Raw genomic sequence first — 22699 nt, forward strand, 5'->3', positions numbered from 1 at the left:
CTCTCCTTATAAAGGAAGGCGGTCGACGTCGGGGTTGAGGCGCAAGGTGGGGCAAAACTGCAGCATCTCCAAAAACGCATCGACCAGCGCTTCGGCTTCGGCCCGCAGATCGAAACTTTCCGGCATAAACAGCCAGTTTTCCATCAGGCCGGTGATATAACCGCGCAGGATGATCGCCGCACGGCGGGTATGCAAATCGGCGGGCAATTGCTCGTGGTGAATGCAGTTATACAGCACCGCTTCGATGCGTTCGTAGCCGGCGAGGTACAGCACCTTGCGCGAATCCAGCAGCGGCATCATTTCACCGACAAACTCGCATTTGTGGAATATAATCTCCATCAACGCCCGCCTGCGGCCGTCTTCAACCGTAGACGTCAGAATGTAAATCAGAATTTCCCGGATAACCCGCAGTGGATTATCGGGAAACTTTGCCTGATACTCTGTTTCGAGCTGGTCAATTTTCGGCTCGGTAGATTCCCAAACTTCATTAAACAGGTCTACCTTATTCTTGAAGTGCCAGTAAATGGCTCCACGCGTAACCCCGGCAGCGGTGGCAATATCTGTCAGTGACGTTGCAGCAACGCCACGTTCAGAGAACTCTCTCACCGCAGCATCGAGGATTTGCTGCCGGGTTTCTTGCGCCTGCTGTTTGGTTTTTCGTGCCATGGCATTGTTATTTAGGGGGAGTGTGATTTACATACATTCGCGAATGTATGTACCATAGCACGCACATATAATTAACGCAGCAATGGGTTTTAAAGCTTGTGATCCATTGATCATTTTGAAATCGGACACTTGAGGTTTTTCTATGAACAAAAACAGAGGGTTAACGCCTCTGGCGGCCGTTCTGATGCTTTCAGGCAGCTTAGTGCTAACAGGATGTAACGATAAAGAAACCCAACAGCAAGGCGCCCAACAGCAGGCTCCTGAAGTGGGCGTAGTCACTTTGAAGGCCGAGCCTCTCAATATCACTACCGATCTTCCTGGCCGCACCGCTGCGTATCGCATCGCCGAAGTTCGCCCTCAGGTCAGCGGCATCATCCTGAAGCGTAACTTCGTTGAAGGCAGCGATATCAAGGCCGGGACGTCTCTGTACCAAATCGATCCCGCGACCTATCAGGCCAGCTACGACAGCGCGAAAGGCGATTTGGCCAAAGCGCAGGCCAGCGCTTCCATCGCGCGCGTGACGGTAAACCGCTACAAGCCATTGCTGGGCACCAGCTACATCAGCAAGCAGGACTATGACAACGCCGTGTCCACGCTGCAGCAAGCGGATGCCGCCGTGGTGGCCGCCAAGGCCGCCGTGGAAACCGCGCGCATCAACCTGGCGTACACCAAGGTGACCTCTCCGATCTCCGGCCGCATCGGCAAATCCGCCGTGACCGAAGGCGCGCTGGTCAGCAACGGCCAGGCAACCGCCCTGTCCACCGTGCAGCAGCTGGATCCGATGTATGTCGACGTCACCCAGTCGAGCACCGACTTCCTGCGCCTGAAGCAAGAACTGGCCAGCGGCGCGCTGAAGCAGGAAAACGGCAAGGCCAAAGTGAAACTGATGCTGGAAAACGGCACCGAATACGCGCAGGAAGGCACGCTGGAGTTCTCCGACGTCACCGTCGATGAGACCACCGGCTCCATCACCATTCGCGCCCTGTTCCCTAACCCGAACGATACGCTGTTGCCTGGCATGTTCGTGCGCGCCCGTCTGGACGAAGGCGTACGCAGCGATGCGTTGCTGGTGCCTCAACAGGGCGTCACCCGCAACCCGCGCGGCGACGCGACGGCGTTGGTGGTAGGGGCAGACAACAAAGTTGAGCTGCGCACGCTGAAGGCGGACCAGGCGATTGGCGACAAATGGCTGGTTACCGATGGCCTGAAAGCCGGCGATCGCGTCATCGTCACGGGCCTGATGAAAGTGCATCCGGGCGCGCAGGTAAAAGTGCAGGAAGTTGACACTCAGGCGCAAAAACAGCCGCAGTCTGAAGCGCAGAAGTCATAAAAAGGAGCCTGTAATACATGGCTAAGTTCTTTATAGACCGCCCAATTTTCGCCTGGGTAATCGCCATCATCGTCATGTTGGCGGGGGTGCTTGCAATAATGAAACTGCCAATCGCGCAGTATCCCACTATTGCACCGCCGGCGGTGAGTATTTCCGCCAACTACCCGGGTGCAGATGCCAAAACGGTGCAGGATACCGTCACACAGATTATCGAACAGAACATGAACGGTATCGATAACCTGATGTACATGTCCTCCACCAGTGATTCCTCTGGTAGCGTCACCATTACCCTGACGTTTGAGTCCGGCACCGATCCTGACATCGCGCAGGTTCAGGTCCAGAACAAACTGTCGTTGGCCACCCCGCTGCTGCCGCAAGAAGTTCAGCAGCAGGGCCTGAAAGTAGAAAAATCCAGCAGCAGCTTCCTGATGGTGGCCGGCTTCGTTTCCGACGATCCGAACATGACTCAGGACGATATTGCGGACTACGTGGCGTCCAACATCAAGGACCCGATCAGCCGTTCGTCCGGCGTGGGTGAAGTGCAGCTGTTCGGTGCCCAGTACGCGATGCGTATCTGGCTGGATCCGAACAAGCTGAACAACTACCAGCTGACGACCACGGACGTGACCTCCGCCATCACCGAGCAGAACAACCAGATCGCCGCAGGCCAGCTGGGCGGCCTGCCGCCGGTGCCGGGGCAGCAGTTGAACGCCTCGATCATCGCGCAGACCCGTCTGACTTCGCCGGAAGAGTTCGGCAAGATCCTGCTGAAGGTCAATACCGACGGTTCCCAGGTGCGCCTGCGCGACGTCGCTCACATCGAGCGCGGCGCGGAAAGCTATGCCGTTACCGCGCGTTATAACGGCAAGCCTGCCGCCGGCCTGGGTATCAAACTGGCGACCGGCGCCAACGCCTTGAACACCGCTAAAGGTGTGAAAGACGAGCTGGCCAAGATGGCGCCCTTCTTCCCGCAAGGGATGAAAGTGGTTTATCCGTACGACACCACCCCATTCGTTAAGATCTCCATCAACGAAGTGGTGAAAACGCTGATCGAAGCCATCATCCTGGTATTCCTGGTGATGTATCTGTTCCTGCAGAACTTCCGCGCAACGCTGATCCCAACCATCGCGGTGCCGGTGGTGTTGCTGGGGACCTTTGCGATACTCGCGGCGTTCGGCTTCTCGATAAACACCCTGACGATGTTCGGCATGGTGTTGGCGATCGGCCTGCTGGTGGATGACGCCATCGTGGTGGTGGAGAACGTCGAGCGCGTCATGTCCGAAGAGGGGCTGCCGCCGAAAGAAGCTACCCGTAAATCGATGGGCCAGATCCAGGGCGCGCTGGTGGGTATCGCCATGGTTCTGTCGGCGGTATTCGTGCCGATGGCGTTCTTCGGCGGTTCAACCGGCGCCATCTATCGTCAGTTCTCGATCACCATCGTGTCCGCGATGGCGCTGTCGGTGCTGGTGGCCTTGATCCTGACGCCGGCGCTGTGCGCCACCCTGCTCAAACCGATCCCGAAAGGCGATCATGGGGTTAAAACGGGCTTCTTCGGCTGGTTTAACCGCATGTTCGAGAAGAGCACGCATCACTATACCGACAGCGTGGGCAACATCCTGCGCAGCACCGGCCGCTACCTGATCATCTACCTGCTGATCGTGGTTGGCATGGGCCTGCTGTTCCTGCGCCTGCCCTCTTCGTTCCTGCCGGACGAAGATCAGGGCATCCTGTTGACCATGGTGCAGTTGCCTGCCGGCGCCACCGAATCCCGCACCAACAAGGTGTTGGAAGAAGTCTCCGACTACTTCCTGAACAAGGAAAAGGACAACGTGGTTTCGGTGTTTACCGTCGCGGGCTTCGGCTTCAACGGTAACGGCCAGAACAACGGCCTGGCATTCGTCAGCCTGAAAGACTGGGGTGAGCGTCCAGGGGCCGGGAACAAGGTAGAAGCGATCGCGGGTCGCGCCATGGGCGCCTTCTCGCAGATTAAAGAAGGCCTGGTGTTCCCGTTCAACCTGCCGGCAATCATCGAACTCGGTACCGCAACCGGCTTCGACTTCGAGCTGATTGATCAGGGCGGCCTGGGACACGAAAAACTGACCGAAGCGCGTAACCAGCTGTTGGGCATGGTTGCTCAGCATCCGGACGTGCTGGTGGGCGTGCGCCCGAACGGCCTGGAAGATACGCCGCAGTTCAAACTGATCGTCGATCAGGAGAAAGCCAAGGCGCTGGGCGTGAGCATCACCACCATCAACAGCACGCTGAGCACCGCACTGGGTGGTTCATACGTCAACGACTTCATCGACCGCGGTCGTGTGAAGAAGGTGTACGTACAGGCCGAAGCGCCGTTCCGCATGCTGCCGGAAGACATCAACAAATGGTACGTGCGCGGTACCAGCGGCCAGATGGTGCCATTCTCCGCCTTCTCTTCGGCGAAATGGGAATACGGCTCACCGCGTCTGGAACGCTATAACGGCTTGCCGTCGATGGAAATTCTGGGCCAGGCTGCACCGGGCAAGAGTACCGGTGAAGCGATGAACCTGATGGAACAGCTGGCGTCCAAACTGCCAAGCGGCATCGGTTACGACTGGACCGGCATGTCCTATCAGGAACGTCTGTCGGGCAACCAGGCGCCGGCGCTGTACGCCATCTCGATTCTGGTGGTGTTCCTGTGTCTGGCGGCGCTGTATGAAAGCTGGTCCGTGCCGTTCTCGGTCATGCTGGTATTGCCGCTGGGGGTTATCGGTGCGTTGTTGGCCGCGACGATGCGCGGCATGAATAACGACGTGTACTTCCAGGTGGGGCTGTTGACCACCATCGGTCTATCGGCGAAGAACGCCATCCTGATCGTGGAATTCGCCAAGGATCTGATGGAGAAAGAAGGCAAAGGTCTGATCGAAGCGACGTTGGAAGCGGTGCGTATGCGTCTGCGTCCAATCCTGATGACGTCCCTGGCCTTCATCCTCGGGGTTCTGCCGCTGGTTATCAGCAGCGGCGCAGGCTCCGGCGCACAGAACGCGGTAGGTACCGGCGTAATGGGCGGGATGATCACCGCGACCGTATTGGCGATCTTCTTCGTACCGGTGTTCTTCGTGGTGGTTCGCCGCCGCTTCAGCAAGAAGAACGAAGACCTGGAACACAGCCACCCGGTAGAGCATCACTGATCGTTCAGTGAAGGGATTTCTACCCGATAATCGAAAAGGCCGCGCATGCGGCCTTTTTCTTTTGCTTCAGTTGCTTAATGCAAACCGTTCTCATTAATTCACTCGTGTGTGCAATTTACGCTTGATCGTGATGCCCGGTCGGCGCATAATTACTGTTATAGTATAACATTACACGAGAAAGCCATTATGAAACCCGGCATCCATCCCGATTATCGCACCGTGGTGTTCCACGACGTCAGCGCCAACGCCTACTTCAAAGTGGGATCGACCATCAAAACCGATCGCACCATCGAGCTGGACGGCGAAAGCTGGCCGTATGTCACCCTCGACGTCTCTTCCGCTTCGCATCCGTATTACACCGGCAAGCAGAAAGACTATTCCAAAGAAGGCAGCACGGCGCGCTTCCAGCAGCGCTTTGGCCGCTTTATCGGCAATAAGTAACAAGGAACCCCCATGCAGGTATTGAGTTCATTGCGTTCGGCGAAAAATCGCCACCCGGATTGCAAAGTCGTGCGTCGTCGTGGCCGCATCTATGTGATCTGTAAAAGCAATCCGCGATTCAAAGCGGTACAGGGACGTAAGAAAAAGCGTTAACTCCAAAGTGTCATCTGTCGCAAAGCCCCGTTGCTGCTCAACGGGGCTTTTTTTATGGCGAGAAAGTGCCTGCAAGCTGCCCCCGCCGGCAAGCGGGGGCGGAGATTACTTCATGCTGCTCAGCAACGCGTCGACATTGTGCTTGAACGCCTGCTCATAGGTGGCTGCCGGGCCGCCCACGCGCGAGAGCGCTTCAGGGTACAGCTCGCCGCCCGCCTTGGCGCCGGTGGCGGCGGCAATCTGTTTCACCAGTCGCGGATCGGTCTGGTTTTCGATAAAGTAAGCGTTAACTTTTTCCTGTTTGATTTGCTTGATCAGGCCGGCCACATCGCTGGCGCTGGCTTCGGCCTCGGTGGAAAATCCGACCGGCGCAAGGAAGGTGACGCCATACTCTTGCCCAAAGTAACCAAAGGCATCATGGCTGGTGAGCACCTTACGTTTCTGCGGCGGCACAGCGGCGAACTGGGTTTTGGCCCACAGATCCAGCTTTTGCAACTGCTGAATGTATTCGGCGCCGCGCTGGCGAAAATAGTTGGCATCCTCGGGATCGGCGGCGATCAGGGCGTTCATCACGTTGGTGGCGTACTGCACGCCGTTTTTCATGCTGTTCCAGGCGTGAGGATCGGTAATCGGTTTGCCATCCTCCTCCATTTGGCGGGTGTTGATGCCCTGTGACGCGGTAATCACCTGTCCTTTATAACCCGAAGCGCTGACCAGGCGATCGATCCACCCTTCCAGCCCCAGGCCGCTGACGAACACCACGTCGGCCTGCGCCAACGTCTTGCCGTCCTGCGGTGAAGGCTCAAAGCTGTGCGGATCGCCATCCGGCCCCACCAGCGTGCTAACCTTGACGTGATCGCCCCCCACCTGTTTAACGATATCTCCCAGAATGGAAAAGCTGGCGACGGCGTCGACGGTCTTCGCCATCGCCAATGGGCTGGCCAGCAGAGCAGCGACCGCCAGCGATATAGGTAAACGTTTCATATTTTCTCCTTGCAAATGGCACTTCTCAACGGCGCGCAAAGGCGTAAATGCCTCCACGCGTTCCAAACAGGATCGAGACAAAGAAGATGACGCTGGCGCTGAGCACGATCGCCGGACCGGCAGGCAGCGAAGCGTAGTAGGACCACACCAGCCCAATCAGGCTGGACAGCGCGCCGATGCCCATCGCCACCGCCAGCGTCTGCGGCAGATTGCGCGCCCAGAAGCGTGCGCTGGCGGCGGGCAGCATCATCAGCCCCACCGACATCAGGGTGCCGAGGACCTGGAACCCCGCCACCAGATTGACCACCACCAGCGCCAAAAACAGGCCGTGGATCAGCGCCAACCGGCGCGGCGCGTTAACGCGCAGGAAAGTGACGTCGAAGGACTCGATCACCAACGCGCGGTACAGCGCCGCCAGCGCCAGCAGCGACACCGTGGCGATCGCACCGACCATCAGCATCGCCTGCGCATCCACCGCCAGAATCGAACCGAACAGCACGTGCAGCAGATCCACGCTGGAACCGCGCAGCGAGACCAACGTGACCCCGAGCGCCAGCGACCCCAGATAGAATCCGGCGAAGCTGGCGTCCTCTTCCAGCGGCGTGCGGCGGCTCACCAGGCCGGACAACATCGCCACCGCCAGCCCGGCGATAAAGCCGCCCACGCCCATGGCCACCAGCGACATGCCGGAAATCAGATAACCGATTGCCGCGCCGGGCAACACCGCGTGGGACAACGCATCCCCCACCAGGCTCATGCGGCGCAGCAACAGAAACACCCCCAGCGGGGCGGCGCTGAGCGACAGCGCCAGACACGCCATCAATGCGCGACGCATAAAACCGAAAGAGAGAAAAGGGTCGATAAGCCCATGCAACAGCATCATGGCGCCACCACCCGCAGGCTCGGCTGCCGTTCGGCGGCGAGATACCGCGGCACCTGTTCCAGCACGCGCTCGGCCGCGCCCCAATGACACGCCTGCGGGGTCAGCAACAGCACCTGCGGAAAATGCTCGGCGACCATCGACATGTCATGCAGGACGGCGATCACCGTTCTCCCCTGCTGATGCAGCTGCGCGATCACCTGCAGCAGGATCTGCGTAGTGGCGCTGTCGATGCCGGTAAAGGGTTCATCCAGCAGGATCAACGGCGCCTGTTGGACCAACAGGCGCGCAAACAGCACCCGCTGCAGCTGGCCGCCGGAGAGCTCGCCCACCGGACTGTGCGCCAGCGCGCTCATGCCGACGCTCGCCAGCGCCTCATTAACCTGGCTCGCCGCACGCTGGTTCATACCGCCGAACATGCCGCTTTGCGGCCAACATCCCATCGCCACCAGATCGCTCACCGCGATCGGGAATTGCCGATCCAGCTCCGCCTGCTGCGGTAAATAAGCCTTGCGCGGCGGCTTTTCACCGCTAAAGTCCAGGCGACCCGCCACAGGCGGCAACAAACCGGCGAGCGTTTTCAGCAACGTCGATTTCCCTGCCCCGTTGACGCCCACCACCGCGGTTAACGAACCGGCGCTAAACTGCCCGCTCAGCGGCGGGAAAAGCGGCGTGGCGCCATAGCCTATCGCCAGCTGACGTAATGAAATCATGGCAGCGACACCGCCCAAAAAATGCCGAGCCACAGCAGAGTCAACAAAACGATAGCGCCCGCACAGCGCACGGCCGCGGAGGTGGTGAACAACGAATTCAGTGACGACGCGGCGTCATTTTGCGAAGTGGGAATCAAGGGAATAACCAAAGCAGCAGATTTATAGTTATAATATAACATCACAATTAATGGTATGTCTCAAGCGTTGCCGGACTCATTAATGCAACGGAACGTAACAGCTCGTCGCGCAGCAGGTCCCCCCCTCGCCCCCTTATCAAACTCAGGGATATTCCCGTTCGGCGCAAATGTTGGCGGAAGGTAAAAAAACAGCGGTAAATCGAAAAATTTACCGGCGCGAGTGGAAAAGGAGTAAGATGAGCAGATAACATTGTTGTTGGTCGAGATTAATGCTTGTTACCCTTGCCTGTAACCTGGACGTCAACGCACTTTCTGTTAAAAAATTAAAGAAAGTGATTAATGACAATATTGCGGAGTTAGTGCCGTCGCTGACCAGCGGACTCAGTTTTTATTCTGAAAGCGCACGCTATGCCGAAGATTCATTAGAAATACTTGATATAGTGCAACAAGGTGACAGCGATTATTCAATGAGTTATCGCTATAAGTGGGGCATTTTTAATGCTTGCCTGGATATCAACAGCGAAGACACGATCAGCGATAGCGTCCGGTTCCGTGTGGCGCAACGGGGTTTAATCTTCGACATCATTGATAACTCACGCCCATCAACCGCGGATGAATTGTAAGTTTACGTAATAACTGCAGGCCAAACGCGAAAAAATGATTTATATTCATTTTACGGGAAGTTTATTTAACCACCGTTAAGCTGCCTCCGTTCATGATGTAAATCAGCTTACTCACATAGTGTTATCAACACCGCCATTAAGACTTACGGAGGGGATGATATGGATGAGTATTCGCCTAAGCGACACGACATTGCTCAACTCAAATTCTTGTGCGAAAATTTGTATGATGAAGGTATCGCCACCCTGGGAGACAGCCACCACGGGTGGGTCAACGATCCGACATCCTCCGTCAACCTTCAGCTTAATGAGTTGATCGAACATATCGCTTCGTTTGTGATGAGTTATAAAATTAAATACATGGACGAATCCGATTTGTCGGAGTTAGTCGAGGAATATCTCGACGATACCTATACGCTGTTCAGCAGCTACGGTATCAATGATTCCGACCTGCGCCGCTGGCAAAAAACCAAGGCGAGATTATTCAGAATGTTCTCAGGAGAGGACATCTGTACGACAATGAAAACTTAGGGGATAATTATTCCCGAGCTATTTTACGGTTATTAAACTAAAAGGCCACCATGACTAAAACCGACTATCTGATGCGTTTACGTAAATGCACCACGATTGATACTCTCGAACGTGTTATTGAAAAAAATAAGTACGAGCTTTCCGATGATGAACTGGAGCTGTTTTACTCAGCCGCCGATCATCGTTTGGCGGAGCTGACCATGAACAAGCTGTATGACAAAATCCCCACCTCCGTTTGGAAATATGTCAGATAATCAGCCCCCAACGCGTTGAGCCGATGCTTTTATCGGCTTCAATGTTCAAGTTGAATAGGTCATTTTCCTATTGACAACGAAATGTTAATTACACTCATCTTTGCCGTTAATAATAAATAGCAACAATTCTCGGTTAATGCCCGGGGTATTACGCCTTAACGCTATTCACGCGTGAAGACGCTCGCCTCACATTGCCTGTGTGGTGCACATCGCGGCGAATATCCCTGAGGCCATCGCTGCCACGCCGCCGCGCCGGGCGGCGTGATCCATCACCGCCAGGCTCAGAGCATGCGGCGTAAAATCGCCCGCCGGGCGAAACAGTGATGCTTAATCACCGCCGCGATGTGCAGTACAATCATGGCCGACAGCGCGATGCATGAATAACGGTGCACGGCGAAAAAGAAACGATTAACCTCAAGATTCGCAATCGGACGGGGAAAATCGATCGCGCCGAAAACCGCAAAGCCGTGCTCCAGCATAAGAAAGCCGCTCAGCAACACCACGAAAATCAGCAGGTAGAATATTTCGTGCAGCAGATGCACCAACCCCTTCTCGCGCCCTTGCAGCATATCGCCATAAGGCACTTTAGGCCGGAAAAAACGCCAGATAAAGCGCGCCGCCATCAGCGGTGTCAGCACCAAGGCCAACGACATATTGGTCACGGAGAAAAAGGCGAAGATGCGCGCATCCGTCATAAAATGCAGTGAATAACCCACGATCATGACGTAGAGCATCACGGCGGCAATGCCCCAATGCAGTAACCGACTGAAAAGATCGTAACGGGCAGGTTCGTGTGACATAAAGCTCCTTTAAAAGCGGCCATCATTGGCCGCTTGACTATCCGATTCGCACTTACTTTTTCACGACCCAGGCGTCCTGCCAGTTGGATCCCACGCCCGGCTCAAACTGAGTCGCGCCGCTGTTCCACTGCATGCAGTAACCGCTGTAAGGGAAAGGTTTGCACTGATAAACCTTGCCGTCTTTCGGTTGCAGCACCGTGGTGCCGGCGGTGTATTTACTCAGCGCATTCGGGAAGACGAAGTTGTAGTCGCCATTGCCGCCACCGCCGGTGGATTCAGCTTCCAGATTGAAGTTTTCGATATCCGGCTGAATGCTCTGCCCATTGTCGTTGCTGGCGATCACTTTCAGCATGTGGTGGCCCTCGCTGACGTTGTTCAGCGCGATGGTCAGCGGCTGGCTGGCGTCTTCCAGCGTCTCTTTCACGTAGCCTTTTTCCGTCTGGCCGTGATCGTAAACGCGCGCTTCAACGGTCAATTTGCCTTTAACCTCGGCATTGAAGGTCAGCTGAGCTTTACCGTCCTTGATCTTGGTGCTGGACAGGTTGCCGATGCGGATCTCTTCGGTGATAGCCGGCGTTTCTTCCTCATAGGAGATCACCACGCTCTTCATCGTGCTGCCTTGTTTGGCGAAGACCGCATTATTGCCAAACACCGGATTGACGTTGCCTTTACCGTCTTTCACCCCGGCACGCACCGCTTTCTGTTCGGCGTTGATCTTGCTGGCCAACGCGTGGCTCCAGCGGTTTTTGTCGGTCAGCGCCTCACTGTCGATCGCCAGCTCGGTTTTCATCGTCAGCACTTCACCGTCCGCATCGAAGAAGCGGGCGATCACCTTGTCGCCAACCTGCAGGTTTTTGCCGGTGAGAGAGCCTTGCAGCTGCTTGCGCCATTCGGACACGACGCCGTCGTCCTCGAAGTTGACGTCAACCACCTGATAGAAGCTGTTCACCGTGTCATTGATTTCCCACACGCCATAAATCACCTGATAGCCGGTTCTCTCCGGTACCACGCACTGGTGCACTTCGCGATCTTTTGGCGCCTGAGCATGGCCATCGACTTCACAGAACGGCTCTTTTTCGAAAGCCTCGCGCGACAGCGGCTTATTCACGTCCCAGTCTTGTTTGGTGATGTAATAACGCCAGTTATTGGTTTTGTGCTTGGCGGTGTGGTACCAGGTGAACGTCTGCGGTCCCGGTTTCATGGTGTTCAACGCCCAGACGTTGACGCCCTGACGATCCAGCGGCTCGAAACCGCCCACCCCGCCGCTGGCCAGCTGGCCGTCGCGCGGCGTCGCGCCGCCAGGGAAGCCGGAAACCTGCTCGACGCTCTGCGGTTCCCACTGCGCTCGGCCGCAGTCGGTGTTGCTGCCCAGCTTGCACTTGTAGGCGCGGCTCTCGGGCACTTCGATATAACCGTGCGACCAGGCGGCCGAGGAGGCAGTGAGCGCTGCCATCATCAGGGCGATTTTGGATAATTTCATTACGACTCCAGTTAAATTTATTGGATTCCAACTGAGTGAGAAGAAACTCAAAGAGATGCGGCGATACCGCGAGAGGAATAATAAGTAGAAGCCCTGAACGCCCGGCACTTAGAATGCATTAAAATAATAAAACCTAATGCCGTCAGAATATTAAACCGCATAATAAAGGGTTAAAATATTCCTGACCTCATAAAGCGCCGCCATGCGGCGCAAGAAAATACCGACACCGCGCCACTTCCACAGGGAAAATAACGTGACATTGAAAAACATCGCCACGGCGTTCATGGCATGCCTGCTGTTATCCGGCTGTCAGCACGCCGCCAAATCGGCCCCTGACGCCGCCATCCAGCGCGACCAACTGTCATCGCTGGTCGGCGCCGGCCAGTTTCTGAGAGAACGCTGCAACCGCGCCGATATCCCGGCCAACGACCCACTCGCGGCGGCGGCGTTGCAGGCGGCGGAGAGAAAAGGTTGGGCGCCGGCGCTTAATCGCACCCAGTTGCTTGACGCAGGCAAAAACGTCGCCGCGCAGCTGGAGGCCGACGCCACGCCGTTGCAAGAGAAGTGCAGCGGACTCAACCGAACGCTGGCGCCGTTTTTAGCCCAGCTCCGTTAACCCGCCAGCGGTAGCGCAAGCCACTGGCAGGCTACCGCGCCGGCGCCCGCCACCGCCAACCCCGGGCCGAAAGGCAGGGGCTGTGCCCCATCGCCGCCGCGCCACACCCGCAGCAGCAGCCACAGCAGGCTGCCGGTGGCGGCAAACAGCAGAATCGACGGCAAAACGGCATAGCCGCCCCAGGCGCCGAGCGCCGCCAGCAGTTTAAAATCGCCGTATCCCAGCCCCTCGCGGCCGGTCGCGAGACGAAATCCCCAATACAGCAGCCACAGCGTCAAATACCCCGCCAGCGCGCCGATGACCGCCGCCGACAAAAATGCCGGGTGCGCCAGGCAATGCCACAACAGCCCGGCCCACAGCAGCGACAGCGTCAGGCAATCCGGCAACAGCTGACAATCGCTGTCGATCGCCGCCAAGGCCAGCAGCAATGCAGCAAACGCCAACATGAAAAACCAATCCACACCGATGCCAACGCGCCAGGCCAGCGTTATTCCCATTAGCATCAGCAATAGCTCCACCAGTGGATAACGGATGGAAATAGGCGTGCGACAATAACGACAGCGACCGCGCAACAGCAGCCAACTTAATAAAGGAATATTATCGAGCGCCGGTATTTTCATTGTGCAACACGGGCAGAATGAACGCGGCAAAAAGAGATTAAATCGTTCGGCCTGCGCCATTTCCATTTCGCGCTCAAGCATGACAGGCAGCCGATAAACGACCACATTGATAAAACTGCCGATGCACAGGCTCAACACGGCGCTAAATAGCAGCCAGTGTTCATCGGCCACTGCGTTTATTGCGGATAGCATGGTTCTCTGGATCCTCTATTGTCGTCGCGTGGGTGACATCGCCGGTTGCGCCGTTACCCGCAGTTGGCTGATTTGCACCACGCCCGGCGCCTGCCCCGCACGTTCTGCGGCGAGTGAGAGCACGCGGATCCCGTGCTCGCGTTGCAGGGCGGCCAGCCACGGCAACAGGCGTTCAAACGGCACCGGTGGCAGCGTGACCCGCACATCCGCTTCACTTTCCGTCAGTTCGGCGATGGCGATGCGATATGCCAGCGCACTCTGTCGCAGTCGCTCCGGCAGTTGCTCGCGCGCGGCGGCGCTCTGCGGCAAACGCGCCTGCAATTGTTGGATGACGCGCGCCTGCTCCCGCAGCGCCGCCAGCCGTTGTGCGTTTTTTTGCGCCTGTGAAAATTGATACAGGCAGTAGCCGCAGGCCATCAGCATCAACAGGCTTAACAGCACTGCCCGCCGCAGCGCCTTATCGCGCCAACCGATGTTCATCGCTCACCTCTCACCGTCAGGATCGCCTGGTTAGGCGCGCTTCCCTCGCTGAACGTCATGCTGACGCCACCGTCGTTGACCGGCGCCGGCAGCGGCGCGTCGTTTCTGTTTACCGTCACCACCAAACGATCGTCGGCGGCGTCGAAAGCCAGCGCCTGCAACTGCGGAGGTTCCCAGACAGCAAGCGCCTCGGCCGCGTAGGGCAACAGCCTGAACAGCTGCGGCGCATTCAGGGTGTCTTGCATACGCCGTGCCCACGCTTGCGCCGCCCGTTCGGCGAACGCCGGCGCGGTCTCGCCACTCGGCAGCAGGCGCTGAGTCAGCGCCGTTATCTGGCTTTCGCTCTGTCTGGCCATCAATTGGTGATGCAAGCCCCCCACCAGCAGCGAACCGCTGAGCAGCAGAATCGCGCAGGCGGTCTTATCGGGCAGACGGCGCGGCCAGCGCACGCCCGGTTTGAAACGCCCCTGCAACAGCGTGGATGTGCTGTTCCAGGCCTCTTCCGCCAATCGCCACAGCGGATCCTCATCGATACGCGCCGTTTCCCAGCCCGCCGGCACCTCTCCGCCACTGTGCAGACACCAATCCGGCGTCGGCCACGGGACGCTGTCCCCCCAGGCATCGGGCAACTGCATGCCCTGCATGCCCCCCGTTCGGAGCAGCCAGTGTCCGCGCCAGCGCAGTGCGCTGCATTGGTTCGGCAACGGCAACGCCAGCACGTCGGGCAGCAAGGCATCGACGCGAATGCCGCAGGCGTTGAGGCTATCAACCCACCCTTGCATCTGCGCCAGCGCAACGCCGGCGATAGTGAAATCGCGCTGCACCTTGCCCAGCACCGCCCAATGCATCTGCTCGACATCGGTCAACAACCCGGTCTCATGGGAGTACGCCAGCGCCAGCGGCGTCGCCTGCCGGGCCTTGCCCTGGAATGTCGTTTGTCTCAGCACCACATGACGGGCAGGCACCAGCACCACGACCCGGCTGCCCTGCGCCATGGCCGCCAACTCACTACCGCCTTCGGCCAGATCGAGGCGGGCGGCAAAGCGGCAGCGCGTCTCGCCGACGCGGCCCCAGCGCACATCGGCCATCGCATCATCGTCCAGCGCGATAAGCAGGATGGTGTTCGCCATCGTTTACCCTTCCCCTCTGTCGAACCGACGTCCGCTGACCGTGACGCCTGACAGGCCCGGCTGCAACGCGCTGACCAGCCGATAGCGCCCGTCGTTCAGCCTAAGCTGCAGCTGCGCAATCCAGCGGTTATCGTCGAAAATAAGTCGCTCGCCAAGGTCATCCTCACCCAGCGCCTGCAGCGCTTTTTCCTGCGACAAAAACGCCAGCGTCTGCCAGCCCTGCGGCGGACGGGCCGCCAGCAGCGCCCGCAGCCGCTCATCGCTCAGCGCGTTCATCAACATCGCCCGCAGCAGCGGCAGCTGAGCTTCGTTCACGGCGTCCGGATTGAGGCGCAGCTCGGCATCCGGCGCCGCACAAAGCAGCGGCGCCAGACGCAGATAAAGCTCATGGTCGATGCCGGCCAGCTCCCGCAGCTCGCTGACATCCCCCATCAGATACCCTTCGCCATAGGCTCTGGCGACGATCGCATCGGCAATCGCGCCCGCCTGGGCAGCGGCGATCCCCTGATTGTTCAATAGCAGCATGAATATTCGCCTCTCCTTATTGGGGGTTCCCCCCTCGCTATCGCCGACATCCGCCGGGCCGGCGGCGCGGATCAGGGCGTTGAGGTTGAAACAGGCGTCGACGCGGCGCAGACGTATCGCCACTTCCCCCTCTTCGGTGCGCATGCTGAAGGCCACCCCTGATGCCCCCCACGCCTTCCGCTGCTCTCCCGCCTGCTGCAGCCGCTGCCGGGCGTAGCTCTCGCCGCCCAGCAGCAACCATTTCGCCCGCAGTCGATCCTGCTGAGACTGGGTGAGCGCCAGCGAACGCTGCCAGTTATCGTTGATATTGACCGCCACGATCGCCATCAGCGACATCATCAGCAACACCATCAACAGCGCCATACCGCGTTGTTTATTCATAATGGCCTCGCGGCGGGCAGCGTGACGATGCGCCGGACTTCCCCCAGCGCGGGGGTGTCGATGGCAATCTCCACCGCCTGCGGCAGCAGCCCGCCGGCGCGCCAGGCCGTCAACCATTCGCCCTGCCGGTAAAAACGCAGTTGGAACCGCGTCACCTCAGACAGCAGCAGCACGCTGCGCGCCGCCGCCTGCGGGCTGCTCAAATTCGGGTAACTGAGGCGTTCGAGCCGCCCCTGCCGGTAGCGATACGCCACCCGCTCCTGCGTGGCGCGCGGCAATCGGGCCTGGGGGTTCGGCCAGCCGTTTCGGATCAGCAACAGCTGAAAATCGCCGCCTTCCTCTCCCGCCGTCTGCAGCACCGCAAACTCCGGCGCCGCCGGCCAGCGTTTATCGCCGGTCGGCGCGCGCGCCTGCGCCTGCGTCAAATCGCGCTCGACGATCGCCAGCGCCCGTTGCAGCTGGGTCAACTGCGTCGATTTGCGCTGGGTGATTTCGTCGTTTTTCAGCACGCCTCTGAAGACCGTCAATGCGGTGAGCGACAGCATGGCGAACAGGGCGATGGCCAACAGCATTTCCACCAGCGTAAAACCCCGTTGCAAAGCGCGCTTCACAACAACGCCCTGTAGGTGAGCATCTCCACCAGCGCATTGCGATCCTGCGGGTCGCGCCTGACTTCAATCGCGATCGCCCGCATCCCGGCGTCGCTGGTCTCCCGCCCGCGATAGCGCCAGTGCCAGGTTTCACCGGCCATCACCGTGGTGCCCGAATGCCAGGCCAGCGTCGGTGGGCGGGGATCGAGCTGCAGCAGCGTCAGTTGGTTGTCCGCCACCCACAGCGCCACGGTCTTGGCTTCGATCGCGCTCAGGCTACGCACCTGGCCGCCGGTGCTGTTGATCAGCGCCAGACAGCCGATGGCGAAGATCATCAGGGCCACCATCACTTCCAGCAGCGTCATGCCCTGCTGGCGTCTCATTTTCCGCGTCATCGCAACGAATGTCCGTCGTTTCAAATACAAAGTAACCGGGCGCCTGCAATCGCCACAGGCACTTGCCCTGCGATAGCTCCACGCTGAACGCCGTGGTTTCGCCCCCCGGATACAGCCACACCTGCGGCAGCGCCGCCTCTGCGGCGAGCGCGACGGTTTGCCCTTCAACGCTCAGCCGCAGCGCGACGCCGTCCGGCAGAGCGTACTGCTCCCGGCTCTCCCGCCCCGCTTCGGCGACGCTGCGCCAACCGCCGTCATCGAACGCCACGCCATACCTCACCCCTTCGCGCTCGGCCCGCTCGGCGAGGGCATTCAGCCAATGGCTCAATCGCTCCCCCTGCTGCGCCAACGGCTTCTCATCCGCTGGAAAACTCAGCATCACCAGGCCGCTGGTCACCCCCAGCAGCAGCAATACCAACATGGTCTCCAGCAGCGTAAAACCGCGTATGCGCCTCATGGCGCGTCGGCCACCCAGTTACCGATGTCATCATCGGTATCAGCGACACCGTCCGGCCCCAGCGTGAACACATCCAGCTTGCCATGGCGCCCCGGGTTGCGCAGACGGTACGCTTGCCCCCAGGGGTCTTGCGGCAAGCGGCGGATATAACCGTCTTCGGGATAATTCCTTGGGATCGGCGCCAGCGTCGGCCGGGCCACCAGCGCCGCCAGCCCCTGCTCCGCGCTGGGATAACGGCCGTTATCCAGCTTGTACATATCCAGCGCGTTCTCCAGCGCGACGATATCGCTGGCGGCCTTTTGCCGATCGGCCTTCTCCTTGTTACCCATCAGGCTTGGGATGGTCAGGCTGGCCAACAGCCCCAGAATGACGATCACCACCATGATTTCCAGCAGCGTGAACCCACGCTGCCGGGACCTGCGCATATTGCTGATATGACTCACTTTACTCTCCATTAACGGCATGATTAGCCGACCATATTATTGAGCTGCAATATCGGCTGCAGGATGGCCAGAATGATAAACAGCACCGAACCGGCCATCGCGATCACCAATAAAGGCTCAAACAGCCCCAGCGCCAGCGTGATTTGCCGGCTGAAGGCCTCCTGCTGCATCGCCGCCGCCCGTTCGAGCATCATGTCCAGTTCGCCGCTGCGCTCGCCGGACATGATCATGTGTCGCATCATCGGCGAGAACAGCGCGGTGCCTTCAAGCGACGGCGACAATCCTTCCCCCTCTCGCACCCGCTCCATCGCCGCCAGCAGGCTCTCACGGGCAGCCTCGTTACCCAACACGCCGGCGCTGATGCGCATCGCCTCCAGCAACGGCACGGCGCTGGCGTTCAAAATGCTCAGCGTTTTGGCGTAGCGCGCGGTATTCACCGCCAGCGACAGTTTGCCGACCACCGGCAGCCGCAGGATGAACGCATGCCAGCGTGCGCGCCGCGCCGGATCCCGCAGGCGATAACGGAAAGCGCCAAGGCCCGCCAGCGCCGCCATCAACACCGCCGCCCCCCATTGGCGCAATCCGTCGCTGGCGCCGAGCAGCATCCGGGTCGACAGCGGCAAGGTCTGCTTCATATGCACAAACTGTTCGATCACCTTCGGCACCACTGCCGTCAGCAAGATAGCCACCACGCCAATCGCCACCGCCGTCAGCACCATCGGGTACACCAACGCCTGCACGATCTTGTTCTTCATGTGCTGGCGCTGTTCGACATAGTCAGCAAGCCGTTCCAGCACCGGCCCCAGATGGCCGGCAATCTCACCGGCCGCCACCATGGCGCAATAGAGACGGTCAAAAATCTGCGGATACTGCCCCAGCGCCTGCGCCAGCGGGAAACCCTCCAGAATGCGCTGCCTCACCTGAGTCAACGCCGCCTGCAGGCCTTTTTTCTCCGTTTGCCGCGCCACCGCCATCAGCGCCTCTTCCAGCGGCAGCGCGGCAGACAGCAGCGTCGCCAGTTGCCGGGTGAGCAGCGCCAGATCGCCGCTGCTCACGCCGCCCATCCAACGGCCGGCGAGCAGGCCGGCAAGAGCGGATCGCCTGCGCGCCTGCACCGCCAGCACCTGCCACCCCTTCTCACGCAGCCGATCGCGGGCCTGGCGCAGAGAATCCGCCTCCAACACGCCACGCCGGGCGCGCCCCTCACGATCGCAGGCGCGATAATCAAACTTCATCGCCATCCCCTTCGCGCGTCACCCGCAACACTTCTTCCAGGCTGGTCTCTCCGGCGCACATTTTGGCGATCCCATCCTGGCGCAGCGGCTGATAGCGCTCCCCGGCCAGCCTGGCGATGTCCAGCTCACCGTCGCTACGGTGGATTGCCCTGCGCATCGGTTCATCCAGCACCAACAGTTCATGCAAACCGATTCGGCCGCGATAGCCCTGCCCGCCGCAGGCCTCGCATCCTATCGGGCGCCAGCAGGTCAGTGCCCGCGTCGACGCCAGCCCCAGTTGGCGCCGCTGCGCGTCAGGCAGCGCATAAGGCTCGCGACAGTGCGGGCAAAGCCGGCGCACCAGGCGCTGCGCCAACACGCCGCTCAGCGAGCTGGAAAGCAAAAACGGTTCAACGCCCATGTCCCGCAGCCGGGTCACGGCGCCGATCGCCGTGTTAGTATGCAGGGTCGACAGCACCAGATGCCCGGTCAATGAGGCCTGCACCGCGATCTGCGCCGTTTCACCGTCGCGGATCTCGCCGATCAACACCACATCGGGATCCTGACGCAGCAGCGCGCGCAGCCCGCGCGCGAAGGTCATGTCCACCTTGGGGTTCACCTGCGTCTGCGCGATGCCGGCCAGTTCATACTCGACGGGATCTTCGATCGTCATGATGTTGCGCTGTTCGTCATTGATCTGGTTCAGCAAGGTATAAAGCGTGGTGCTCTTGCCCGAACCGGTCGGGCCGGTGACCAGAATAATGCCGTGCGGCTGGCGGATCAGGCGCAGCAACGCCTGTTGGTGCGCCGCCGCCATGCCCAGGCTGGGCAGTTCGAGCCGCACGCCCTGTTTATCCAACAGGCGCATGACCACGCGCTCGCCGTGGCTGGCCGGCATCACCGACACCCGCACGTCGATCGCCCGCCCGCCAACCTTCAGCGCCATGCGCCCATCCTGCGGCACGCGCTTCTCGGCGATATCCAGCTTCGACATGACCTTGATGCGCGACACCAGCAGCGCCGCCAGCTTGCGCTGTGGCGCCAGAATGCGGCGCAGCGCGCCGTCGATGCGAAAACGGATCACCAGCTCGCTCTCGTAGGTTTCGATGTGAATATCGGAGGCGCGCTCTTTGATCGCCTCACTCAGCAAGGCGTTAATCAGGCGGATAATCGGCGCATCGTCCTGTTCATCCAACAGGTCTTGCTGCTGCGGCAGCTCTTCCGCCAACGCATAGAAATCCAGTTCGCCGCCCAGATCGTCGATCATTTTCTGCGCCTGGCCGCTTTCCCGCTGATAGTGCGCCACCAGCCGTTGTTCAAAGGCCTCCGTGTCCAGCCGGGCCAGCGTCGGCTCACCGGGCAGGCAGCGGTACGCCTCCATCAATGCGGCGTGGCGGGTCTCGGGATGACAATACAGTTGGATGCCGCTCTGGCCGTCGACGGCCAGCACGCCATGCTGCCGCGCCCAGCCAAAAGGCAGCCGCGCCCCCGTAGAACGGGGCTTCACGGGCGCGCTCCGCGCGAATAAAACGCCTCGATACGCGCGACGGTGGCGAGGAACGCCCGATTGTCGACCGCCTTCTTATCGCCGGCGATCTCGCTGCGCAGTGCGTTATTCAGCTCACGATCGTCCTGCTGCTCGGCGTCGAACTTGCCTAACTTGCGTTGGCTCTGCCGGGCATACCCCTCGGTGCTGCGAATGATGGTCGGGCGGATAAACAGCATCAAATTACGCTTGCTCGCTTTGATGGCGTTCGAGCGAAACAGCGCCCCCACCAGCGGGATCTTGCCCAGGATCGGCACGCTGCTCTCCAGCTCCGAGTTGGACTTGTCCAGCAGCCCGCCCACCACCACGGTCTCACCGCTGTCCACCAGTACCGTGTTGTTGACCGTGCGGATATTGAAGGTCGCCCCCAACGAATCCGGCGTGGCGCCGGCGCTGTCGGCAACGCTGGAGACCTCCTGCTCGATCTGCATCAGCACGGACTGGCCCTGATTGATCTGCGGTTTGACCTTGAGCTTGATGCCCACCGTTTTGCGCGACACGGTATTGAAGACGTTATCGCTGTTGGTGGTTTGCGAACCGGTGAGGATCGGTACATCCTGCCCGACGCTGAACTCCGCCTCGGCGTTATCGAGCGTAACGATGCTCGGCGTAGCCAGGATATTGTTTTGGTTGTTGCTGGCGATGGCGGACAGTAATACGCCCCAGTTGCCGCTGTAGAAACCGGTCATCAGGCCGTTGGCCTTGCCGAACACATCGCTCATGCCGTTTTCGAACCCCGCCGAGATGCCGGGCGCCTGGCCGGCGAACTGCGTGCCGCCGCCGTATTTGTTGGCCCACTGCACGCCGATGTTCAGCCCCTGCCCATCCTGCACTTCGACGATCACCGCTTCGACCAGCACCTGCGCGCGCCGTACATCCAGCTTGGCGACCACCGCCTCCAGATCGCGCATCACGTCCGGCGCGGCGGTGATGATTAGCGCATTGGTCTGCTCATCGGCCTTGATCACCACATTTTTCAACAGCGCCACGTTGGCGGCGGCGCTCTCTTTCTCGTTTTGCAGGCCCGCGCTCACGCCGGTCAGCACCTCGACCAGGCTCTGCGCCTTGGCGTATTTGAGCGGAATGACCTGGGTATTGCCTTGGATGACACTCTTGTTATCCAACTGCTCAATCAGTTCTTTGGCGTGTTCGCGGGCCCGATCGTCCCCGGCGATCATCACGCTGTTGGTGCGCTCATCCGCCACCAGCCGCAGCGAGCCTGCCCCGGCCATACGTCGTTTGCCCTCTTCGCGAAACAGTTCGTTCACCATCCGCGCGATCTCCGGCGCCGCCGCATGCTTCAGCGCGAAGGTCTCGACCTGATTGCCGTCGTCCTGATCCATCTCCCTGACAAGGTCGAGCAGGCCGTTGACCACCCCGGCTCGGCCGGTGATCAACAGCGCATTGCCCTGCTCGTAATGCGCCACGCTGCCCACGCCGATGCTGTCGTTAAGCTGGCGCAAGATCGGCGAAACGTCTTTGGCCGCGATATTGCGCAGCGGCACCACGCGCATCACCACTTCATCCCCTTCGGCGATCGCCTCGCCGCCGCTTTGCGACAGCGCGGCTCTTTTTCCCTCTTTGGCGGCGATCACCTTCAGGACATTGTTGGGCATGCCGATGACCGTATAGCCGTAGACGTCCAGCACATTGAGAAAGAACTGGTAATATTGCTTCTCGTCGAGCTGTTCGTAGCTGCGCACCGTAACCTTACCTTTCACCGCCGGATCGATAATGATGGTCTTGCTCAGGTTTTTACTGACCGTATTGATAAATTCCTGAATGTCCGTGCCTTTGAAATTGGCGGAGAATTGCTCCGCACGCGCCAGGCCCCCCAGGGCAATCATGACGGCCACCGCCGCTAACGCGCGCCATAAACCGGCGCTCCAGCCTGCGCGGGAACGAAAAATAAAATGCGTCATCACAGTGTTGCCTTATGCTGTAAAACACCCTACGC

The 22699-nt window shown here is 59.6% G+C and carries 25 protein-coding genes; 8 read left to right on the forward strand and 17 right to left on the reverse strand.

The annotated features are described in order from the left end of the window. Nucleotides 1-6: 6 nt before the first annotated feature. Nucleotides 7-666, reverse strand: a complete 660-nt coding sequence (gene acrR, locus H7A77_RS08795; RefSeq protein ID WP_033642109.1) for a multidrug efflux transporter transcriptional repressor AcrR — start codon at nt 664-666, stop codon at nt 7-9. A 142-nt stretch (nt 667-808) separates the two neighbouring features. Between acrR and sdeX the strand changes: the two genes are divergently transcribed. From sdeX to ykgO, 4 genes are all read left to right on the forward strand, one after another. After that, on the forward strand, nt 809-1996 hold the full coding sequence (sdeX, locus tag H7A77_RS08800; protein ID WP_033642108.1) for a multidrug efflux RND transporter periplasmic adaptor subunit SdeX: 1188 nt from the start codon (nt 809-811) through the stop codon (nt 1994-1996). 17 nt (nt 1997-2013) lie between these two features. Next, nucleotides 2014-5160 carry a multidrug efflux RND transporter permease subunit SdeY gene (gene sdeY / locus H7A77_RS08805; protein WP_033651107.1) on the forward strand — a complete coding sequence of 1049 codons (3147 nt, stop codon included), beginning with the start codon at nt 2014-2016 and terminating at the stop codon, nt 5158-5160. Nucleotides 5161-5346: 186 nt separating this feature from the next. Then, a complete protein-coding gene (locus H7A77_RS08810) occupies nt 5347-5601 on the forward strand; it encodes a type B 50S ribosomal protein L31 (RefSeq protein ID WP_004940303.1) in 255 nt (84 codons plus the stop codon). Nucleotides 5602-5613: 12 nt separating this feature from the next. Continuing rightward, entirely contained in the window at nt 5614-5754 is a 141-nt protein-coding gene (gene ykgO, locus H7A77_RS08815; protein ID WP_004940304.1) for a type B 50S ribosomal protein L36, read from the forward strand. A gap of 105 nt (nt 5755-5859) precedes the next feature. On the opposite strand, the gene H7A77_RS08820 is transcribed toward ykgO, so the two are convergent. Genes H7A77_RS08820 through H7A77_RS08830 form a run of 3 tightly spaced genes read right to left on the reverse strand, consistent with a single transcriptional unit; the run spans nt 5860 to nt 8331 of the window. Next, complete coding sequence (locus H7A77_RS08820) at nt 5860-6738, reverse strand: metal ABC transporter solute-binding protein, Zn/Mn family (RefSeq protein ID WP_042783804.1); 879 nt, start codon at nt 6736-6738, stop codon at nt 5860-5862. Between the two features lie 25 nt (nt 6739-6763). Then, complete coding sequence (locus H7A77_RS08825; protein WP_182074069.1) at nt 6764-7621, reverse strand: metal ABC transporter permease; 858 nt, start codon at nt 7619-7621, stop codon at nt 6764-6766. Continuing rightward, entirely contained in the window at nt 7618-8331 is a 714-nt protein-coding gene (locus tag H7A77_RS08830; protein ID WP_047025749.1) for a metal ABC transporter ATP-binding protein, read from the reverse strand. Before H7A77_RS08830 ends, H7A77_RS08825 begins: the two co-directional genes overlap by 4 nt. A gap of 406 nt (nt 8332-8737) precedes the next feature. Between H7A77_RS08830 and H7A77_RS08835 the strand changes: the two genes are divergently transcribed. The 3 genes from H7A77_RS08835 (at nt 8738) to H7A77_RS08845 (ending at nt 9873) form a co-directional block, all read left to right on the forward strand. Continuing rightward, complete coding sequence (locus H7A77_RS08835) at nt 8738-9091, forward strand: hypothetical protein (RefSeq protein ID WP_047025751.1); 354 nt, start codon at nt 8738-8740, stop codon at nt 9089-9091. 159 nt (nt 9092-9250) lie between these two features. Then, nucleotides 9251-9619, forward strand: coding sequence for an Hha toxicity modulator TomB (tomB, locus tag H7A77_RS08840; RefSeq protein ID WP_004940312.1), 369 nt, complete (start codon nt 9251-9253; stop codon nt 9617-9619). A 50-nt stretch (nt 9620-9669) separates the two neighbouring features. After that, entirely contained in the window at nt 9670-9873 is a 204-nt protein-coding gene (locus tag H7A77_RS08845) for an HHA domain-containing protein (protein ID WP_004940313.1), read from the forward strand. Between the two features lie 281 nt (nt 9874-10154). Here the strand turns inward: H7A77_RS08845 and H7A77_RS08850 are convergent, their stop codons facing one another. Beyond that, nucleotides 10155-10673, reverse strand: coding sequence for a cytochrome b (locus H7A77_RS08850; RefSeq protein ID WP_047025752.1), 519 nt, complete (start codon nt 10671-10673; stop codon nt 10155-10157). 52 nt (nt 10674-10725) lie between these two features. Beyond that, on the reverse strand, nt 10726-12153 hold the full coding sequence (gene gbpA / locus H7A77_RS08855) for an N-acetylglucosamine-binding protein GbpA (RefSeq protein WP_042783800.1): 1428 nt from the start codon (nt 12151-12153) through the stop codon (nt 10726-10728). Between the two features lie 253 nt (nt 12154-12406). On the opposite strand from gbpA, the gene gspS reads away from it, so the two are divergent. Beyond that, nucleotides 12407-12769, forward strand: coding sequence for a type II secretion system pilot lipoprotein GspS (gspS, locus tag H7A77_RS08860; RefSeq protein WP_033642100.1), 363 nt, complete (start codon nt 12407-12409; stop codon nt 12767-12769). Here gspS and H7A77_RS08865 read toward each other — a convergent pair. The 11 genes from H7A77_RS08865 to gspD are packed head-to-tail and all read right to left on the reverse strand — an operon-like array spanning nt 12766 to nt 22664. After that, nucleotides 12766-13581, reverse strand: coding sequence for an A24 family peptidase (locus H7A77_RS08865; protein ID WP_182074070.1), 816 nt, complete (start codon nt 13579-13581; stop codon nt 12766-12768). The two genes, gspS and H7A77_RS08865, sit on opposite strands and share 4 nt — an antisense overlap. Before the next feature lie 15 nt (nt 13582-13596). Next, on the reverse strand, nt 13597-14061 hold the full coding sequence (gene gspM, locus H7A77_RS08870; protein WP_033651100.1) for a type II secretion system protein GspM: 465 nt from the start codon (nt 14059-14061) through the stop codon (nt 13597-13599). Then, nucleotides 14058-15191 (reverse strand): type II secretion system protein GspL, encoded by a 1134-nt coding sequence (gspL, locus tag H7A77_RS08875; protein ID WP_182074071.1) that lies wholly within the window; start codon nt 15189-15191, stop codon nt 14058-14060. Before gspL ends, gspM begins: the two co-directional genes overlap by 4 nt. A 3-nt stretch (nt 15192-15194) precedes the next feature. After that, nucleotides 15195-16097 carry a type II secretion system minor pseudopilin GspK gene (gspK, locus tag H7A77_RS08880; RefSeq protein WP_182074072.1) on the reverse strand — a complete coding sequence of 301 codons (903 nt, stop codon included), beginning with the start codon at nt 16095-16097 and terminating at the stop codon, nt 15195-15197. Next, on the reverse strand, nt 16094-16708 hold the full coding sequence (gspJ, locus tag H7A77_RS08885; RefSeq protein WP_042783795.1) for a type II secretion system minor pseudopilin GspJ: 615 nt from the start codon (nt 16706-16708) through the stop codon (nt 16094-16096). Before gspJ ends, gspK begins: the two co-directional genes overlap by 4 nt. Further along, nucleotides 16705-17082, reverse strand: coding sequence for a type II secretion system minor pseudopilin GspI (gspI, locus tag H7A77_RS08890; protein ID WP_370528315.1), 378 nt, complete (start codon nt 17080-17082; stop codon nt 16705-16707). Before gspI ends, gspJ begins: the two co-directional genes overlap by 4 nt. Next, a complete protein-coding gene (locus tag H7A77_RS08895; RefSeq protein WP_147880922.1) occupies nt 16964-17539 on the reverse strand; it encodes a prepilin-type N-terminal cleavage/methylation domain-containing protein in 576 nt (191 codons plus the stop codon). Before H7A77_RS08895 ends, gspI begins: the two co-directional genes overlap by 119 nt. Next, nucleotides 17536-17964, reverse strand: a complete 429-nt coding sequence (gspG, locus tag H7A77_RS08900) for a type II secretion system major pseudopilin GspG (RefSeq protein WP_147838769.1) — start codon at nt 17962-17964, stop codon at nt 17536-17538. The genes H7A77_RS08895 and gspG overlap by 4 nt, the downstream gene beginning before the upstream one ends. 41 nt (nt 17965-18005) lie before the next feature. Next, entirely contained in the window at nt 18006-19217 is a 1212-nt protein-coding gene (gene gspF / locus H7A77_RS08905; RefSeq protein ID WP_147880923.1) for a type II secretion system inner membrane protein GspF, read from the reverse strand. After that, nucleotides 19207-20703 carry a type II secretion system ATPase GspE gene (gspE, locus tag H7A77_RS08910; RefSeq protein WP_182074074.1) on the reverse strand — a complete coding sequence of 499 codons (1497 nt, stop codon included), beginning with the start codon at nt 20701-20703 and terminating at the stop codon, nt 19207-19209. Before gspE ends, gspF begins: the two co-directional genes overlap by 11 nt. Next, nucleotides 20700-22664: a type II secretion system secretin GspD gene (gspD, locus tag H7A77_RS08915; RefSeq protein ID WP_164107018.1), complete on the reverse strand. Its 1965-nt coding sequence runs from the start codon at nt 22662-22664 to the stop codon at nt 20700-20702. Before gspD ends, gspE begins: the two co-directional genes overlap by 4 nt. Nucleotides 22665-22699 lie beyond the last annotated feature (35 nt).

Origin of the sequence: Serratia sp. ME47 (assembly GCF_903970925.1) — a bacterium.
Lineage (GTDB): Bacteria > Pseudomonadota > Gammaproteobacteria > Enterobacterales > Enterobacteriaceae > Serratia > Serratia ureilytica.